Genomic DNA, 19,248 nt, shown 5'->3' on the forward strand with positions numbered 1-19,248 from the left:
AATGCTCAGCTTTTGCTTATTCATGATCGAATCCTTTCAGGTTAGTACTACTACTCACAATGATTAAACCCATGTCGGGAAAGAACGCGCACTTGGCGCTTTACAACTCCATCATCACTACACGAACCACAACTACCCACGTGCTAGACTGCCTTCACAACAATCGAACCAACACAAACCATGAACCGGCCCGATCCCTTCTACGTCAAAACCATCGCCGTCGGAAAAGAAATCGTCGGCTTCACGAACGACAGCGACAACCTAAAAAACGCGTCCTATTTCCTCCACTCACTTATCGCAGAACACGGCGAGGACGAAATCGCCGTCGTCATTCAGCGAAACGACGGATTCACAATCGGAGAAATCTGGAATCGCTACTCGTCATATCACTCGCTCAAAACGATCCACGACTTTGAGCACTATCTGACGCTTCAAGGCTTCTACGCGTCAAAGTTGTAGTGCCCACCAGCACAGACACCGGCGGCTCGACAAAAGGTTCGAACTCCTCCAGGTACTTCAGCGCCCGAGCCCGAACAACTCGCTTCACCATTACCCCGCCCGACACAACCGAAGCCCACGCCCCCACCAGCTCCCGACGATCCAACGGACCGCCCCCGCTCAAAACGCACAGGTACAGGCCAAAACCTTCACTTCGTCCAAGCCACAATTCCGGCTCCCCACCCGCCGCCACCAACTGCGGACGGACCGCCTCATAACCGCGCATCAACGTCGGTTCGTCCGCCCCCTTAGCGCCGGGCCACAACATGACCACGTTTGCATCAGAAGACGGCTTACACATGCACATCATCTATTCCCCTCCTGTCAAATCGCTGCAAGCACCGCAACCGCCCGCACGGTCCACACCGCACCATGCGCACAACTCAGCAACAACGTCGCCCGGCAACGCGCCTACGTCTCGGCACCGAACATCAACCGGCATAGGCGTAAGAGACACGGGCACCATCGGTTCGAACAGCCCCGACATACCCTCGCTCATCCGCGCCCAAACCACGCTAATCGCCACGGCTCACCCCGTTCGTTGAATGCCGCAATCCGAAAAACAGATGCGATATATTTAATGCTCCGCCACAACCAGGGAGAAACCATGACGCGCCCTAGCATCGCACTAATAGCGATTGGAACAGTCATCAAAGAATTTGAAGACGGCCCAGACAACGGAAACCAAGCATGGGACTTCTATTCAACTGAACTCGGAAAACACGAAAACCCAGTAGCCATCGTTATTGGCAACGACCAATGCGAATACTTCGGCGAAATCTGGAGCAGAAACGACGTACCGGCCTCATACCAAAATTTCCACACACGGATGAGCTTCCTGGGCGTATATGGGGACTACGACGACTAACGCCCCAGCAAATCGCACCCCGACAGCAACCCGAGCACCGCTGCACCTCGCACGCGGTGCACATTCACTGCCCCACCAGCGACAGAGCGCCAACGTTCCGCCAACTCCCGCCACGAAACACGACCGCTGCAAAGAACCTGAAGCCACGCCCCGCCGTACATGCCCCGCTCAACAAGAGCAAACGGCTCATACCCACCAACCGTCAGCAGACCCTTAATCTCCGCATAGCCCGTACTCAACGCCTCAACGTCCGCCAACCCCGGCCCACACGTCAGAGTCACCAACCGAAGCTCACCAGACATAAGCCCTCTCTCCGTTCGTATCTGCACCAACGCCCTCAAAAGACAGGCGGCTATACAAGCCCGCCATGCAAAGCAACCGCTATCCGAGGGGGAGGCAACAGCGCGGTTGAATCCTTTCGCATGCGAACGCGGTGTACCCAATGGGTTTACCTTCTCACCGGAAATGCTAGACTTTCGCTATCGCCACAAACATGGCGTTTTCTCCATGCAAATAGTATGGAGAAAACGCCACATGGTCAAGGGAAATTTATGGATATCGCCGAACTGCTCGACGCAGCAAAACGGAAGGAAGGATCGAACACCGCAGTGGCGGAGAAGCTTGGATACCACTACACCAAGCTATCGCACTGGCGCTCGGGGAGATACAAGCCGGACGCCACGGAAATCATGATGCTTGCAGAAATGGCAGGCTTGCCAGCGCTCGAAACACTCGCCGAGATCGAAAGCCAGCTCGACACCGACCGCGCGTCAGTGTGGAAACGCGCCCTGGGAAACTTGCGTGCAGCAGGAATTGCGGCAGGGGTAGTAATAGGAACAACGGGAGTGGTCGCGAGCGTCGCACCGCAAAAAGTGCAAGCCGCTGAACATGAAGTGGCGCGCCCGGCTGGGATCGAACCAGCAACCCCTGCCTTCGGAGGGCAGTACTCTATCCATTGAGCTACGGGCGCTTCGGCATGACACGCGCTGCCCGAAGAGGAAATAACGGGGACAACGTGCATACGAGGAGACCGAGAGAATACCCGGTTTCGCTGCCCCCGTCCACCGCGCCCCCGGCGAGCCGCCTCCCGTTCGCCTTCATCCGCCGCCCATTCCCCTTCCGCTGCGGGTAAACGCCTGCTTAAGCGTCCCGTCCCGCGCTCGCCGACGCCAAAACGTTGCGTCTATAATCGTCCGTGCTTGATAGAAGACAAAAGACTAGCTGTTGCCGTTGCCGTCGCGCTGTACCGCTCACCTGACAAAAACCTTGGGAGACGAGACAAGCATGAGCGAAGCACCCCACGGAGCACCGATCAAAACACCGGGGCAACTCATTGCCGCGGTCATCGCCGGCTTTGCCGTGCCGATCGTCATCATCATCCTTCTCGCCAATTACGTTAACAAGTCGACCCGCACCGGCGCCGGCACCGACGGCATGTCCGACGCCGTCGTCGCTCAGCGCATCGCGCCGCTCGCGCAGGTCAATCTGCGCGACGCCAACGCGCCGCGCGTCTACAAGTCCGGCGAGCAGGTCTATCAGGCCGTCTGCTCGGCCTGCCACGCGACCGGCAACGCCGGCGCGCCGAAGTTCGGCAACGCAGGCGACTGGGCGCCCCGCATCGCGCAAGGCTTCGATGCGCTCTGGCACACCGCACTGACCGGCAAGAACGCGATGCCGGCGCGCGGCGGCACGAGCCCCGACGACTACAGCGACTACGAAATCGGCCGCGCCGTCGCATACATGGCTGACCACGGCGGCGCCCAGTTTGCCGATCCGCCGGCGCCGGCTGCGAGCGGTGCGGCGGGGCAGGGCGCGGCGGCGGGCGCTGCCTCGGAAGCGTCGGCGTCGGCCGCGGTCAGCGCCGCCAGCGCGCAAGCCGCAGCAGCGATCGCCGCGCTGTCGAGCGCGCCGCAAGCGAACGCGGGCGCCGCGCCGAGCGCGGACGCGGCGCAGGCAGGCAAGGCGCTCTATCAGCAGATCTGTCAGGCCTGTCACGCGGCGGGCGTGCTGAACGCGCCGAAGTTCGGCGACAAGGACGCCTGGGCGCCGCGCCTGAAAGACCCGATGGACGTGGTCTACAACTACGCGCTGCACGGCAAGGGCAACATGCCGCCGAAGGGCGGTTCGACCGCGTCGGATGCGGATGTGAAGGCCGCCGTCGACTACATGGTCGGCGCGGCGAAGTAGCGAACGGCGTATCGGCGTCCAGCGACGACGCCGATTTCCCTCCCTGCGAGCGCCCCGCGCCGCAGGGATTTTTTACGCCTGTCGATAAGAAGGAATCCGGCGCGCCGCGAGAAGCATCAAGGCTTCTGCAACAACGCCTTCAAGCTCGCCAGCCGATCCTTCGGCGTCATCGGCGCTTCTTCCGGCGCGGGCGGCGGCGCGTCGTCGAGGCCCATTTCGGGGATGAATCGCGACGGCTCGCACACGACGGTCTCGCGCGCCCGCTTGCGCTTCTTGCACCAGTTCAGATGCAGGCTGCGCTGCGCGCGCGTGATCGCCACATACATCAGGCGCCGCTCTTCCTCGATGCGTGCATCGTCGATCGGCTCGTCGTCGGCGCCGCCGCGGTGCGGCATGATCCCTTCCTCGACGCCCACTAGGAACACGTGCGGATACTCGAGCCCTTTCGATGCATGCACGGTCGACAGGCGCACAGCGTCCGGGTCCTCCTCCTTGCCTTCGAGCATCGACATCAGCGCGACGGTCTGGATCAGGCCGAGCAGGTTCTTGCCGGTGTCGGCGAGACCGTCCGCGTTGTCATAGCCGGTCGCCTCGCCTTCGCCGTCGTCGGAAATCTCGCGCTCGGGCTTGGTCCCCTTGCGCTTCAGCCATTCGAGAAACTCGAGCACGTTCTGCCACTTCGACTGCGCCTGACGTTCGTCGAACGCGTCGTAGAGGTAGGCCTCGTAGTGGATCGCTTCCATCAGGTCGTCGAGCAGCGTCGTGGCGGGGTCTTTGTCGGCGCGCTCGGTGATGCGCTGCATGAAATCGCAGAACGCGCGCAGCGGCTCGACCTGCCGCGCCGACAGGCGCGCCTCGATGCCGCCCATGTAAACCGCCTCGAACAGCGACACCTTCGCCTGCCCCGCAAACGCCCCGAGCGCTTCGAGCGTCGTGTTGCCGACGCCGCGGCGCGGCGTGGTGATCGCGCGGATGAAGGCAGGGTCGTCGTCGGCGTTGGCGACGAGCCGCAGGTAGGCGCAGATGTCCTTGATCTCGGCCTTGTCGAAGAACGACTGGCCGCCCGACAGCACATACGGAATGCGCTCGCGGCGCAGCACTTGCTCGAAGATGCGCGCCTGGAAGTTGCCGCGATAGAGAATCGCATAGTCGCGGAACTGGGCGCGCCGCTCGAACTTGTGGGCCGACAGGCGAAACACGACCGATTCCGCCTCGTGCTCCTCGTCGTTGCACGGCGTGACGGTGATCGAATCACCCATCCCGTGCTCGGACCACAGTTTCTTCTCGAACAGCTTCGGGTTGTTCGCGATGACGTTGTTCGCGGCGGTCAGAATGCGCACCGTCGAGCGGTAGTTCTGCTCGAGCTTGATCAAGTGCAGCTTCGGAAAATCCTTGCCGAGCTGCGCGAGGTTTTCGAGCGTGGCGCCGCGCCAGCCGTAGATCGCCTGATCGTCGTCGCCGACCGCCGTGAACGCGGCGCGCGGCCCTGCGAGCAGCTTGACTAGCTCGTACTGGCACGCGTTGGTGTCCTGATACTCGTCGATCAGCAGGTAGCGCAGCTTGTTCTGCCAGCGGTCGCGCACCGCCTCGTTCTTCTTGAACAGCTCGGCGGGCAGGCGGATCAGGTCGTCGAAATCGACCGCCTGGTATGCATGCAGCGTCGCCACGTAGTTCCGGTAGACGATCGCGGCCTGGTGCTCGTCCTCGTTCGACGCGATCGCCATCGCCTCGTCCGGCATGACGAGACCGTTCTTCCAGAGCGAGATGATCGTCTGGATCTTGCGGATGAAGCCCTTGTCGGTGGTGCCGACCTGCTCCTGGATCATCGCGAAGCAGTCGTCGGAATCCATGATCGAGAACTGCGGCTTCAGGCCGACGTGCTCCGCTTCCTGGCGCAGGATCTGCACGCCGAGCGAGTGGAACGTGCAGACGGTGAGCTGATTGACGGGCACCTTGCGCCCTTCCTTGCCGGGCGCCGAGAGCGTCTTGCCTTCGAGCAGCTTGCCGACGCGCTCGCGCATTTCCGCGGCGGCCTTGTTGGTGAACGTGACGGCTGCGATGTGGCGCGGCTCGAAGCCTTTGTTTTCGATCAGATGCGCGATTTTCTGGGTGATCACGCGCGTTTTGCCGCTGCCCGCGCCGGCGAGCACGAGACACGGACCGTCGAGATAGCGCACCGCTTCGCTTTGGGCGGGATTCAGGCCTGCGGACATCGTCTTTGGAGGGGTTACGGTTGGCGGCTCGGGGGCCGGAAGCGCATCCGGGGATGCCGCCAATGATGCTTGAAGGAAGTGCGCGATGTTAACACGGATAGGTTGCGCCGGAATTCGCGGCGCGCCGGCCTTGTTTCGCGCGGGCGCGCTCGGACACGCCGCATTCGTCATGCCAAAATAACCGCGGTTGCGCGCGGCACGTCGCCGCGCGCCATTTGATGATGGATGCTCGCATGACATCACCCTTGAAAATCGGTTTGATGGGCTACGGCTACGCCGGCAAGACCTTCCATGCGCCGGTGATCGCGCACTGCGGCCACGCCGAAGTCGCCGCCATCGCCACCAGCCAGCCCGAGCAGGCGCGCGCCGACTACCCGAACGCCGAGATCGTCGCGGACCTGGACGCGCTCGTCGCGCTCGAGACGGTCGAGTGCGTGGTCGTCGCGACGCCGAACGACACGCACTTCGAGCTCGCCGCACGCGCAATCGAGGCGGGCAAGCATGTGGTCGTCGACAAGCCGGTCACGCTTTCCGCCGACGATGCCCGCACGCTCGCGCTCCTCGCCAAGAAATACGGCGTGCTGTTCGCGCCGTTCCACAACCGCCGCTGGGATGGCGATTTCATGACGGTGCGCGAACTCGTCGCAAGCGGCGAGCTGGGGCGCATCACGCATTTCGAATCGCACTTCGACCGTTTCCGTCCGCTCGTGCGTCCGCGCTGGCGCGAGGAAGCGTCGCGCGGCGGCGGCCTGCTGTTCGACCTGGGGCCGCACCTGATCGACCAGTCGCTGGCGTTGTTCGGCGCGCCCGAGACCGTCAACGCGACGGTGAAGATCCACCGCGACGAGGGCGTCGCGCCCGACTACGTCCACCTGCAGCTCGGCTACGCAGACAAGGAAGTGGTCCTGCACGCGACCGCGCTCGCCGCGCTGGAGCCGCCGCGCTTCGCGATCCACGGCACGCGGGGCAGCTACGTGAAGAGCGGGCTCGACACGCAGGAAGACCAGCTCAAGGCGGGGCTGCGTCCAGGTCACGTCGATTTCGGCGCGGGCAATCCGCCGGGCTTGCTGCGCATGCTCGAAGGCGAGCAAGAGGTGGAGCGCTCGCTACCGACGCGCGACGGCAACTACGCGGACTTTTACGGAACGCTTGCGGCAGCGATTCATGACGGCGCGCCGTTCCCGGTCACACCGCAGGATGCCATCGACGTCATGACGATCATCGATCTGGCGAATCAAAGCGCGGAGGAGGGGAAGCGCTTGCCGTTCGAGCGCGTGGGTTTCGAATGACGTGGACCGCTTGCGCCGCGAGCCAGGCTGCCATTCCGAAAGGAACGAACCGTTACAAATTATTCCGCTCGCGGCGTCATCGCTTCACGCTTGCGGGCCGTTTTTTCGGCGGCGGTTTCCCCTCGCAAAACAACTAGGAGAATGGAATGCAACGCTTGATTCGCGCGGTCGCTTGCTGCGCGCTGGTGGTATCGCTGGCTGCGTGCGTGGTGCAGCAGCCGCGGGTCGTCGCGCCGCCGCCTGGGCCGAGCCCGCATGAAGTGGCGATGCGGCGTCTCGGCGAAGTGAACACGCGCATCGACAACCTGGGCCGTCTCATCGACGCTCGCGTCAATCAAGGCTACTACCCGCCGCCGCAGGGTGGCGCGCTGCATCACCGCCTCGACGTGATCCGCCAGGAAGCGCACGATATGTCGGCCCAGCGCGGCGGCGGCCTGTCCGGCGACGAGCAGCACGTGCTGAACGAGGAACTCGACGGCGCGGCGCGCGCAATCGGACAGTAAGCTACCGGTCGCTCGAGTTTCGGGCGAAGCGCGGGAAGCATGGCGGCGGACTCGATGTCCGCCGCTTTTCATTTGTGGGTTTACCAAGCCCGCCAACCCTCAATTGACAACCCTATTACGCTCGCGTAAATTCGCCGCACGCGTCGGGAGAGCGCGCTGGCCACGGGTATCCGGCAAGGCCGCGCCGCCGAAGGGGCACACCCGCAAACTCTCAGGCAAAAGGACCGACGGCGTCGAAAAACCCGCTTGAAAACGTTTGGATCCGCGATGTTGCGCGCCGCTTTCGTGCGCTGCCGCGCGGGTTTGCTGCCGGTTTCGTCCGGAAGAGGCAACGTATCGAGCGCTGGTTTTTCGCACTCTGGAGAGCGGCAGCGGCCTTCGCTTCGTCATCGAAGCAGGCAGGCTGCCCACCGAAGGGGCGCGCGTTCGAAGGGAGGGATCCCGGGCAACGCAATCTCTCAGGTACCGAGGACAGAGGGGTCATGCATGACAACATCGCTTGCGGCCGGAAGGCTGTGAGGGCGGTGCCGCATGCGTGGCTTTTTTGTTTTCGCGAGACACCTGACGAGGCCCCGATGACCGAACTGAAACACACCCCGCTCCACGCCACCCACTGCGCGCTCAAGGCGCGGATGGTCGACTTCGGCGGCTGGGACATGCCCGTCAACTACGGCTCGCAGATCGACGAGCACCACGCCGTGCGCCAGGACGCCGGCATGTTCGACGTCTCGCACATGTGCGTCGTCGATTTCCGCGGCGAGCGCGTGCGCGCGTTCTTCGAGCATGCGATCGCGAACAACGTCGGCAAGCTGCAGACGCCGGGCCGCGCGCTCTATTCGTGTCTCCTGAACCCCAACGGCGGCGTGATCGACGACCTGATCGTCTACTACTTCGCCGAGGACTTCTTCCGCCTGGTCGTCAACGCAGGCACTGCCGACAAGGACATCGCCTGGTTCGGCCAGCTCAACGCCGAAGGCGGCTACGGCCTTGCGATCACGCCGCGCCGCGACTTGGCGATCGTCGCCGTGCAGGGCCCGAACGCGCGCCACAAGGTGTGGGCAGTCGCGCCGTCGGCGCGCACCGCCACCGAACTTCTCAAGCCGTTCAACGCGGCGATCGTCGAAGGCACGCCGTTCGGCGAATTGATGATCGCGCGCACCGGCTACACGGGCGAAGACGGCTTCGAAATCGTGCTGCCCGCCAGCTTCGTCTGCGAATTCTGGGATTCGCTGCAGCGCCAGGGCGTGCGCCCCTGCGGCCTCGGCGCGCGCGACACGCTGCGCCTCGAAGCCGGCATGAACCTCTACGGTCAGGACATGGACGACAACGTCTCGCCGCTCGACGCCGGCCTCGCCTGGACCGTCGATCTCACCGCGCCGCGCGACTTCGTCGGTCGCGCCGCACTCGAGGCGGCCGGCTCGAAGGCCGCGTTCGTCGGCTTGATCCTCCAGAAGGAAAACGGCAAGGCGGGCGGCGTGCTGCGCGCGCACCAGAAAGTGCGCACACAAGCGGGCGAAGGCGAAATCACGAGCGGCACGTTCTCGCCGACCATGCAGGAATCGATCGCGTTCGCGCGCGTGCCGGCCGGGGTCGCCGTGGGCGACACCGTGCAGGTCCAGATCCGCGACAAGCAACTTCCCGCGCGCGTGGTAAAACTGCCATTCGTGCGCAACGGCAAAGTGCTGGCGGCCTGACAGCCTGCCCTCTTATCCATTCCGCGGCGCCCGACCCCAATTCAACGCATACCAACCAGGAGCATCCGATGAGCAACGTCCCGGCCGATCTGAAATACACCGACGAACACGAGTGGATCCGCACCGAAGCTGACGGCACGCTGACGGTCGGCATCACCGACCACGCGCAGAGCACGCTCGGCGACATCGTCTTCCTCGAACTGCCGGAAACCGGCAAGCAGGTGAAGGCGGGCGACGCCGTCGGCGTCGTCGAATCGGTGAAAGCCGCGTCGGACATCTACTCGCCCGTGTCGGGCGAGGTGATCGCCGCCAACACGGACGCCGTCGACACGCCGGAAGAAGTGAACAGCGACGCCTACGGCACGTGGCTCTTCAAGATCAAGCTTGCGGACGGCGCCTCGACCGACAGCCTGATCGACGCGGCCGCCTACGAAAAGCTGGTCAATTAATCCTCCCCCACAGCATGGGGCCAGAGTAGGTGCTGAAGCGCCGACTCTGGCCGACACAGGAACGCCATGAAGCTCGAACACCCGGATCGTCTGATGAACCGCACCCCTCTCTCGCTTGCCGCACTCGAAGTGCACGATGCCTTCGCCGAGCGGCACATCGGCCCGGACGCCGCCGATCAGCACAAGATGCTCGAAGCGCTCGGCTTCGCGTCGCGCGCCGCGCTGATCGACGCCGTGATCCCACAGACGATCCGCCGCACCGAGCCGCTGCCGCTCGGCGCTTTCGCGCAGCCAAAAAGCGAGGCGGAAGCGCTCGCCGCATTGCGCGAGCTCGCGGACAAGAACCAGGTGTTCCGCTCCTACATCGGCCAGGGCTACTACAACGCCCACACGCCGGCGGTGGTCCTGCGCAACGTGCTCGAGAACCCGGCCTGGTACACCGCGTACACGCCGTACCAGCCCGAAATCTCGCAAGGGCGCCTCGAAGCGCTCCTGAACTTCCAGCAGATGGTGATCGACCTGACGGGCCTCGCCATCGCGAACGCGTCGCTGCTCGACGAAGCGACCGCCGCAGCCGAAGCGATGACGCTGCTGCAGCGCGTCGGCAAGCCGAAGTCGAACGTGTTCTACGTGGCCGACGACGTCCTGCCGCAAACCATCGAAGTGATTCAAACGCGCGCGAAGCCGGTCGGCATCGAGGTGAAGGTCGGCCCGGCCGCTGAAGCCGCCACGTCGAACGCGTTCGGTGTGCTGCTGCAATATCCGGGCGTGAACGGCGACGTGCGCGACTATCGCGAACTCACCGAAGCGATCCACACGGCGGGCGGCCACGTGGTCGTCGCCGCCGACCTGCTCGCGCTCACGCTCCTCACGCCGCCGGGCGAATGGGGCGCGGACGTCGCCGTCGGCAACTCGCAGCGCTTCGGCGTGCCGGTCGGCTTCGGCGGCCCGCACGCGGCCTACCTCGCCGTGCGCGACGAGTTCAAGCGCCAGATGCCGGGACGGCTCGTCGGCGTGACCGTCGATGCGCAAGGCAACCCCGCGCTGCGTCTCGCGCTGCAAACGCGCGAGCAGCACATCCGCCGCGAGAAGGCGACTTCGAACGTCTGCACCGCGCAGGCGCTGCTCGCGATCATGGCGAGCATGTACGCCGTCTATCACGGCCCGCATGGGCTGAAGACGATCGCGCTGCGCGTGAACCGCATCGCCGCGCTGCTCGCGGCCGGCGTCAAGCAGCTCGGCTACGCGCTCGCCAACGACACCTTCTTCGACACGCTCACGATCGAAACCGGCGCCCACACGGCCGCTGTCCATGACGCGGCGAAAGCGAAGCGCATCAACCTGCGCCGCGTGAGCGCGACGCGCGTGGGCGTGTCGGTCGACGAGACCACGACGCGCGCCGATCTCGCCGGCCTGCTCGCCGTTTTCGCGCAAGCCACGGGCGCGATCGACGTGCCGCACATCGACTCGCTCGACGCCGCGCTGACGGGCGCCGGCGCCGATGCAAGCGCCTCGGTGCCCGCCGAACTCGTGCGCACGAGCGCGTATCTCACGCACCACGTCTTCAACCGCCACCACTCCGAGACCGAGCTGCTGCGCTACCTGCGCAGCCTCGCCGACAAGGACCTCGCGCTCGACCGCTCGATGATCCCGCTCGGCTCGTGCACGATGAAGCTGAACGCGACCTCGGAGATGCTGCCGGTCACCTGGCCCGAGTTCGGCCAGATCCACCCGTTCGCGCCCGCCGAGCAGACCGTCGGCTACCGCGAGATGATCGACCAGCTCGAACAGATGCTCGTCGCCGCCACGGGCTATGCGGCCGTGTCGCTGCAGCCGAACGCAGGCTCGCAGGGCGAGTACGCCGGTCTGCTGATCATCCATGCTTACCATGAGTCGCGCGGCGAGGGCCATCGCGACGTCTGCCTGATCCCGGCGTCGGCGCACGGCACCAACCCGGCCTCGGCGCATATGGCGGGGATGAAGGTCGTCGTCGTCGCCTGCGATGCGCAGGGCAATGTCGATATCGAAGATCTGAAGGCGAAGGCCGAGCAGCACGCGCAGAACCTCGCCGCGATCATGATCACCTACCCGTCGACGCACGGCGTGTTCGAGCAGAACGTGCGCGAGATCTGCGAGATCGTTCACGCGCACGGCGGCCAGGTCTACGTCGACGGCGCCAACATGAACGCGATGGTCGGCCTCACCGCGCCGGGCCAGTTCGGCGGCGACGTCTCTCACCTGAACCTGCACAAGACGTTCTGCATTCCGCACGGCGGCGGCGGGCCGGGCGTCGGCCCGGTCGCGGTCGGCCCGCATCTCGCGCAGTTCCTGCCGAACCAGTGCTCCACCGGCTACAAGCGCGAAGCGAACGGCATCGGGGCGGTGTCGGCGGCGCCGTACGGCTCGGCGTCGATTCTGCCGATCTCGTGGATGTACATCGCGATGATGGGCGCGAAGAACCTCACCGCCGCGACCGAGACCGCGATTCTCAACGCGAACTACGTCGCCAAGAAGCTCGCGCCGCACTACCCGGTGCTGTATTCGGGGCCGGGCGGGCTCGTCGCGCACGAGTGCATTCTCGACCTGCGTCCGATCAAGGATTCGAGCGGCATCAGCGTCGACGACGTCGCCAAGCGTCTCGCCGACTACGGCTTCCACGCGCCGACCATGAGCTTCCCGGTGCCGGGCACGCTGATGGTCGAGCCGACCGAATCGGAATCGAAGGAAGAGCTCGACCGCTTCATCGAGGCGATGATCGCGATTCGCGAGGAGATCCGAGCCGTCGAGGAAGGCCGCGCCGACCGCGAGGACAACCCGCTCAAGCACGCGCCGCATACGGCGGTGGCCGTCGTCGCCAACGAGTGGCCGCATGCGTATTCGCGCGAGACCGCGGCGTACCCGCTGCCGTCGCTGATCGCCCGGAAGTACTGGCCGCCGGTCGGCCGCGCGGACAACGCGTATGGCGACCGCAACCTGTTCTGCTCCTGCGTGCCCGTCGCCGACTACGAGTAACCGCGGCCAGTTCGATCGACGTCGTGACTCGTTGACTCAGGCCGCTTCGCGCGGCTTGAGTCTTTCCCGCACGCGTTCTCCGCAAAACGCCGGGCCGCCCCAAGTTTTGCGGCCCGCCAGGAAGTCCCCTTGGGGGACGGCCCCCTCGGGGGGGCCTGGCGCGAAGCGACCGGTTTGGGGGCACTCAAAAACGGCTAACATCTGACACCGAAATCGAACCAACGAAGGAGTTCCGCATGGTGCGAAAGGTGCAAACGATGACAAAGCACAGAACGCAAACGCTGTCGAACAAACAAACCGGCGCGTCTCTCGCGCCCTTGCTGCTGGCCTGCGCGGTGCTCGCGGCGCCATTCGCCGCGGCCCACGCGGCCATGAACTTTTGCGCGGCGCCCGCGCTGCAGACGAGCGAGCGCACCAACGCCGACCCGGGTGTGCAGGCGCTCGTCAAGAGCGTGCAGGCACGCCTGAACGACCAGCCCAAGCCGCTCGAGCGGCTGCACGTCGAAGGCACGCTCCCGCACGAAGGCATTTACGATCAGAGCGCCGAGGCGTTGAACGATCTCGAACTCATGCGCAATGCGTCGCTCGCCTGGCGCGCGACGAGCGACGATCGCTACCTGAAGCTCGTCGATCGCTTCCTGTACGCCTGGGCCACCACGTATCAGCCGAGCTTCAACCCTATCGACGAAACGCGCTTCGAAGGGATGATCCTCGCCTACGACCTGACCGCGAGCGCGCTGCCCGTGAAGACGCGCAACGTGACGGCAGCCTTCATCGCCAAGCTTGCGAACGGCTATGTTGCCCAAATCGATGCCCAGCCGCGCCCCCTTACCGGCACTTTTCGCAACAATTGGCAGAGCCATCGGGTCAAACTGATAGCGATGAGTGCGTTCACGCTCGACGACCGCAATCTCATCAACGCCGCGCAGCGTCTCTTCATCGAGCACATCGGCGACAACATCGCGCCGGACGGCTCGACCTTCGATTTCACCGAGCGCGATGCGCTGCACTACGTGACCTACGACTTGCAGCCGCTCGTGACCGCCGCGCTCGCCGCGCGCCGCCACAACCGCAACTGGCTGCCGGAGCGCGCGGCCAACGGCGCCTCGCTCGCCGACGCGCTGAACTGGCTCACGCCCTATGCGCTCGGCACCAGGACGCACGACGAATTCGTGCATTCGAGCGTCCCGTTCGACGCCAAGCGCCGTGAAGCGGGCCTGCCCGGCTACTCGGGCGAATGGGAGCCGAAGAGCGCAACCGAACTCTTTTATCTCGCAGCGCGGCTGAACGGCCGCTATACGCCGGTCGCGCTGCGGTTGTCGCCCACGCCGCCGGCATGGCTCGCGGTATGTTTGCCGCTGCCGGCGCGCTAAGCCACTCATACCTATCTGGGAGCAGTCATGGCAGTCAGCGTTTTCGATCTCTTCAAAATCGGGATAGGGCCATCGAGCTCGCATACGGTCGGGCCGATGCGCGCCGCGCTGATGTTCGTTCAGGGGCTCGAGCGCGACGGGCTGCTCGCCGCCACGGCGTCGGTGAAGGTCGATCTGTACGGCTCGCTCGGCGCGACCGGCAAGGGCCACGGCACCGACCGCGGCGTGATGCTCGGCCTGATGGGCGATGCGCCCGACACCGTCGACCCCGAGACGATCGCCGCGCGCCTCGAAGCAGTGCGCACCTCGCGCACGCTCGCGCTCGGCGGCACGCATAGCGTGCCGTTCGTGCCGAAGGAGCACATCTCGTTCTACCGGCAGGCGCTGCCGGAGCACCCGAACGGAATGAAGCTGCACGCGTTCGATGCGGCGGGCGCGACGCTGCGCGAGTCGACGTATCTGTCGGTGGGCGGCGGTTTCGTCGTGACGGCGGGCGCGCCGAACACCAAGGTGCTGCAGGCAGCCGACCAGCTGCCGCATGCGTTCAGCACCGGCAACGAGCTGCTCGCGCTCTGCGAATCGACGGGCAAGACGATCGCGCAATTGATGTGGGAAAACGAGCGCGTCTGGCATACCGAGGAGGAGACGCGCGCCGGACTGCTGAAGATCTGGGGCGTGATGCAGTCGTGCGTCGCGCGCGGCTGCGGGATCGGCAACCCCGACGCCGACGGCACGCTGCCCGGCCCGTTCCAGGTCAAGCGCCGCGCGCCGCAGCTCTACCGGACGCTGTCGGGCAATCCGGAACAGGCGCTGCGCGATCCGCTGTCGATGGTCGACTGGATCAACCTCTATGCGATCGCCGTCAACGAAGAGAACGCCGCGGGCGGGCGCGTCGTCACGGCGCCGACCAACGGCGCGGCCGGCATCATCCCGGCGGTGCTCCACTACTACACGCGCTTCATGCCGGGGTCGAACGAGCAGGGCGTGATCGACTTCCTGCTGACGGCGGCGGCGATCGGCATCCTCTACAAGCTGAACGCGTCGATCTCGGGGGCCGAGGTGGGCTGCCAGGGCGAAGTGGGCGTGGCTTGCTCGATGGCGGCGGGCGCGCTCGCCGCCGTGATGGGCGGTACGCCTCGCCAAGTGGAAAACGCCGCCGAAATCGGCATGGAGCACAACCTCGGGCTGACCTGCGACCCGGTCGGCGGGATGGTGCAGATTCCGTGCATCGAGCGCAACGCGATGGCGTCGGTGAAGGCCGTCAACGCGGCGCGCATGGCGCTGCGCGGCGACGGCAGCCACTACGTGTCGCTCGATTCGGTCATCAAGACGATGCGCGAGACCGGCGCCGATATGAAGACGAAGTACAAGGAGACGTCGCGGGGTGGGTTGGCGGTGAATATCGTCGAGTGTTGAGAAAACGCATTCGGTGAAGCGGGCGGTCTGGTTGGCCGCCCAATTTATTTGAGCGGCAGGAACGTGCATGGTCCGGACAGTGTCCATCCGACCGAGTAGCCGCCTCCCCCCACTCGGCGTAAGCTGTCAAAGCCTTCATATCCCATCCGCCCCGCCACTCCACCGTCTGCCAAGAGGACCCCGCACAATGCCGTATGCCGCCGATTCCGCCACCGTGACGGGCGCGCGCCTCATCGTCGATGCGTTGCTCACGAACAGCGTCGACCGAGTGTTCTGCGTGCCGGGCGAGAGCTTTCTCGCCGTGCTCGATTCGCTTCACGACGAAACCGAACGCATCCAAACCATCGTTTGCCGTCACGAGGCCGCCGCGGCCAACATGGCCGAGGCGACCGGCAAGCTGACGGGACGTCCCGGCGTCGCGCTCGTCACGCGCGGGCCCGGCGCCACGCATGCGTCGATTGGCGTACACACGGCGTTCCAGGATTCGACGCCGATGATCCTCCTGATCGGTCAATGCGCGCGCGAGCATCTGGACCGAGAGGCGTTCCAGGAGATCGACTACCGGCGCATGTTCGGCCAGATGGCGAAGTGGGTCGCGCAAATCGACGACGCACGCCGCATCCCCGAATACCTGAGTCACGCGTTTCATACGGCGTGCGCCGGACGACCCGGCCCGGTCGTGCTGGCGCTGCCCGAGGACGTGCTGTCCGACTCATGCCCGGCGATGCCCGCCGCGCCCGCATTCCAGCGCGTCGCCGCCGCGCCTGCTCCTCAACAGATCGACCGGCTGCGCGAATTGCTCGAGCATGCCCAGCGGCCAATGGTGATCGCCGGCGGCAGCGGCTGGACGCCGGCCGCCTGCGCCGACTTGCGCCGCTTCGTCGAAGCGTGGCGGCTGCCGATCGGCTGCGCGTTCCGCTACCAGGACACGATCGACAACGAGCACTCGAACTACGCAGGCGACATCGGCCTCGGCATCAATCCGGCGCTGGCCGCGCGCATCCGCGAGTCGGACCTGCTGCTCGTGATCGGCCCGCGCCTCGGCGAAGCGACGACGGGCGGCTACACGCTGCTCGACATCCCGAAGACCAAGCAAACGCTCGTTCACGTGCATCAGGGCGCGGAAGAGCTGGGGCGCGTCTACGCGGCCGATCTGCCGATCGTCTCGGGCATGCCCGAGATCGCCGCCGCGCTCGCGGCGCTCGAACCGCGCGCCACACCTGCCTGGGCCGGCAGCGCGGAGGAAGCGCACGGCGCGTATCTGGAATGGCGCAAGCCGCGCCCGATGCTCGGCGATGTCCAGCTCGGCGAGATCATGGCGCAGCTGCGTGCGCGGCTGCCCGCCGACGCCATCCTCACCAACGGCGCCGGCAACTACGCGACCTGGCTCCATCGCCATTTTTCCTATCGGCACTTCCGCTCGCAGCTCGCGCCGACGAGCGGCGCGATGGGCTACGGCGTGCCGGCCGCCATCGCGGCAAAGGCCATGTACCCCGAGCGCGCGGTGGTCGCACTCGCCGGCGACGGCTGCTTCATGATGGCCGGCCAGGAGCTCGCGACCGCGATGCAATACGGGCTTAACGTGATTTTCATCGTCGTCAACAACGAGCACTATGGAACGATCCGCATGCATCAGGAGCGGCACTATCCCGAGCGGGTGCACGGTACCGGTCTCACGAATCCCGATTTCGCCGCGTTCGCGCGCTCGTTCGGCGCGCATGGAGAGACGGTCGAGCGGACCGCGGATTTCCTGCCCGCGCTCGAGCGCAGCATGGCGAGCGGACTGCCCGCGTTGATCGAGCTGCGCGTGCCGAAGGAAGTCAGCACGCCGGGCGCCACGCTCGAGCAGATTCGCGAGCAGGGCCGCAAGGCCCGCGCGGCGCAGCAGTAGCAAAAGCGGCAGCAGGCGCAGCAAGCCGTCGCGGCGCGCGGGACCGATTCCTACTGCGACGGCCGGTAGTAAAGGTTCACGATCAGGTTCACCGGGCAGGTCCACGTCGACGACGAAAGAGGGGGACCCATGGCTGATTCGCAATCGTTCCTGCAGGCGCGCGAATTCCTGCTGCGCCATCGCGAGGAATACGACGTCGCGTACCGCGACTTCAAATGGCCCGCGCTGATCGAGTTCAACTGGGCGCTCGATTGGTTCGACCTGTACGCGCACAACAATCACGAACCCGCGCTCTGGGTCGTCGACGACGAAGGTCGGGAGGAGAGGCCGACCTTTGCCGAATTGTCCGCGCGCTCGAATCAGGTCGCGAACTATCTGCGCGGCTTGGGCGTCGCACGCGGCGACCGCATGCTCCTGATGCTGCCGAACGAACCGGCGCTGTGGGAAGTGATGCTGGCGGCGATCAAGCTCGGCGCCGTGACGATCCCCGCAACGCTCCTGCTCACGCCCGCCGATATCGCCGACCGCATGACGCGCGGCGAGGTCAAGCACGTCGTCACGGCGGCGAACGCCACGGAAAAGTTTGCCGGCGTCGACGCTGCGATCACACGCATCGCCGTCACGCCTGGAAGCGCCGCCGCCCCCTCGGGCTGGCATCGCTACGCGGATGCCTTCGACGCCAGCCCCAGCTACGCCCCCGACGGCCGCACGCTCGCGACCGACCCGATGCTGCTCTACTTCACGTCGGGCACGACGAGCGCACCGAAGCTCGTGCTGCACAGTCACCAGAGCTACCCGGTCGGGCATCTGTCGACGATGTACTGGATCGGCCTGAAGCCCGGCGACGTCCACTGGAACATCAGCTCGCCGGGCTGGGCCAAGCACGCCTGGAGCAGCGTGTTCGCGCCGTGGAACGCGGGCGCGACGGTGTTCGTCAGCAACAGCGCGCGCTTCAACGCGAAAGCGGCGCTGGAGACGCTCGTCACGCACGGCATCACGACGCTGTGCGCGCCGCCGACGGTCTGGCGCATGCTGATCCAGGAGGACCTCGCGTCGTATCGCGTGAAGCTGCGCGAGGCGGTCGGCGCGGGCGAGCCGCTGAACCCCGAGATCATCGAGCGCGTGAAGAAGGCATGGAGGATCACGTTGCGCGACGGCTTCGGGCAGACCGAGACCACGGCGCAAGTCGGCAACTCGCCGGGGCAGCCGCTCAAGGCGGGCTCGATGGGCCGGCCGCTGCCGGGCTACCGCATCGCGCTCATCGATCACGACGGCCGGCCCGCCGACGAGGGCGAGCTTTCGCTCGTGCTCGATCCGCGGCCGCTCGGGCTCATGGACGGCTACGTCGACGATCCGGCGAAGACCGAGCACGTCATGCACGGCGGCTTCTATCGCACGGGCGACATCGCGCAGCGCGACGCCGACGGCTACTACACCTACGTCGGCCGCGCCGACGACGTCTTCAAGGCTTCCGACTACCGCATCAGCCCGTTCGAGCTGGAGAGCGTGCTGATCGAGCACCCGGCGGTCGCGGAAGCGGCGGTCGTGCCGAGCCCGGACCCGGTGCGGCTCGCGACGCCGAAGGCGTTCGTCGCGCTGCGCGCGGGCTTTGCGCCGACGCGCGAAGTAGCCGGCGATATCCTGCGCTTCGCCGCGCAAAAGCTCGCGGCCTACAAGCGGATTCGGCGCGTGGAGTTCCATGAGCTGCCGAAGACGATCTCCGGGAAGATTCGCCGCGTCGAATTGCGCAAGATCGAGGCGGCGCGCCAGGGTGATGCGCGTCGCGAGAACGAATACTGGGAGGCCGATTTCGGCGATGCGCCGGCGGAGGACGCGCAGCGCGCGTCCGACTGAG

The 19,248-nt window shown here is 65.7% G+C and carries 13 protein-coding genes, 1 tRNA gene and 2 riboswitches; of the genes, 12 read left to right on the top strand and 2 right to left on the bottom strand.

Translation table 11 applies throughout. From position 1 onward, the window contains the following. Nucleotides 1-180: 180 nt before the first annotated feature. Complete coding sequence (locus tag FAZ69_RS09415) at nt 181-459, top strand: hypothetical protein (RefSeq protein ID WP_136893693.1); 279 nt, start codon at nt 181-183, stop codon at nt 457-459. 646 nt (nt 460-1,105) lie between these two features. Then, entirely contained in the window at nt 1,106-1,366 is a 261-nt protein-coding gene (locus FAZ69_RS09420; RefSeq protein WP_136893695.1) for a hypothetical protein, read from the top strand. A gap of 894 nt (nt 1,367-2,260) precedes the next feature. Here the strand turns inward: FAZ69_RS09420 and FAZ69_RS09430 are convergent. Next, nucleotides 2,261-2,336: transfer RNA gene (locus tag FAZ69_RS09430), tRNA-Arg, on the bottom strand. A gap of 314 nt (nt 2,337-2,650) precedes the next feature. Here FAZ69_RS09430 and FAZ69_RS09435 point away from each other — a divergent pair. After that, nucleotides 2,651-3,553 (top strand): c-type cytochrome, encoded by a 903-nt coding sequence (locus FAZ69_RS09435; RefSeq protein ID WP_136893697.1) that lies wholly within the window; start codon nt 2,651-2,653, stop codon nt 3,551-3,553. Between the two features lie 116 nt (nt 3,554-3,669). Here the strand turns inward: FAZ69_RS09435 and FAZ69_RS09440 are convergent, their stop codons facing one another. Next, nucleotides 3,670-5,766 (bottom strand): UvrD-helicase domain-containing protein, encoded by a 2,097-nt coding sequence (locus FAZ69_RS09440; protein WP_136893699.1) that lies wholly within the window; start codon nt 5,764-5,766, stop codon nt 3,670-3,672. Between the two features lie 233 nt (nt 5,767-5,999). Between FAZ69_RS09440 and FAZ69_RS09445 the strand changes: the two genes are divergently transcribed. The 9 genes from FAZ69_RS09445 to FAZ69_RS09485 all read left to right on the top strand — a co-directional run bounded on the left by FAZ69_RS09445 (nt 6,000) and on the right by FAZ69_RS09485 (nt 19,247). Beyond that, nucleotides 6,000-7,055 carry an oxidoreductase gene (locus FAZ69_RS09445; RefSeq protein ID WP_136893701.1) on the top strand — a complete coding sequence of 352 codons (1,056 nt, stop codon included), beginning with the start codon at nt 6,000-6,002 and terminating at the stop codon, nt 7,053-7,055. A gap of 146 nt (nt 7,056-7,201) precedes the next feature. After that, nucleotides 7,202-7,558 (top strand): hypothetical protein, encoded by a 357-nt coding sequence (locus tag FAZ69_RS09450; RefSeq protein WP_136893703.1) that lies wholly within the window; start codon nt 7,202-7,204, stop codon nt 7,556-7,558. Nucleotides 7,559-7,692: 134 nt separating this feature from the next. Further along, nucleotides 7,693-7,795: riboswitch (glycine riboswitch) on the top strand. 111 nt (nt 7,796-7,906) lie between these two features. Continuing rightward, nucleotides 7,907-8,043, top strand: a riboswitch (glycine riboswitch). A gap of 90 nt (nt 8,044-8,133) precedes the next feature. Further along, nucleotides 8,134-9,252 carry a glycine cleavage system aminomethyltransferase GcvT gene (gene gcvT, locus FAZ69_RS09455; protein WP_136893705.1) on the top strand — a complete coding sequence of 373 codons (1,119 nt, stop codon included), beginning with the start codon at nt 8,134-8,136 and terminating at the stop codon, nt 9,250-9,252. A gap of 68 nt (nt 9,253-9,320) precedes the next feature. Next, entirely contained in the window at nt 9,321-9,701 is a 381-nt protein-coding gene (gene gcvH, locus FAZ69_RS09460) for a glycine cleavage system protein GcvH (RefSeq protein ID WP_136893707.1), read from the top strand. Nucleotides 9,702-9,767: 66 nt separating this feature from the next. Continuing rightward, nucleotides 9,768-12,713, top strand: a complete 2,946-nt coding sequence (gene gcvP, locus FAZ69_RS09465) for an aminomethyl-transferring glycine dehydrogenase (RefSeq protein ID WP_136893709.1) — start codon at nt 9,768-9,770, stop codon at nt 12,711-12,713. A 236-nt stretch (nt 12,714-12,949) separates the two neighbouring features. Continuing rightward, entirely contained in the window at nt 12,950-14,086 is a 1,137-nt protein-coding gene (locus FAZ69_RS09470; protein ID WP_136893711.1) for an alginate lyase family protein, read from the top strand. Nucleotides 14,087-14,113: 27 nt separating this feature from the next. Continuing rightward, a complete protein-coding gene (locus FAZ69_RS09475) occupies nt 14,114-15,502 on the top strand; it encodes an L-serine ammonia-lyase (protein WP_136893713.1) in 1,389 nt (462 codons plus the stop codon). 187 nt (nt 15,503-15,689) lie between these two features. Continuing rightward, nucleotides 15,690-17,393, top strand: a complete 1,704-nt coding sequence (locus FAZ69_RS09480) for a thiamine pyrophosphate-binding protein (RefSeq protein WP_136893715.1) — start codon at nt 15,690-15,692, stop codon at nt 17,391-17,393. 129 nt (nt 17,394-17,522) lie between these two features. Further along, nucleotides 17,523-19,247, top strand: coding sequence for an AMP-binding protein (locus tag FAZ69_RS09485; protein WP_136893717.1), 1,725 nt, complete (start codon nt 17,523-17,525; stop codon nt 19,245-19,247). Nucleotide 19,248: the final 1 nt, after the last annotated feature.

The sequence above is a fragment of the Trinickia terrae genome (assembly GCF_005144415.1).
GTDB lineage: Bacteria > Pseudomonadota > Gammaproteobacteria > Burkholderiales > Burkholderiaceae > Trinickia_A > Trinickia_A terrae.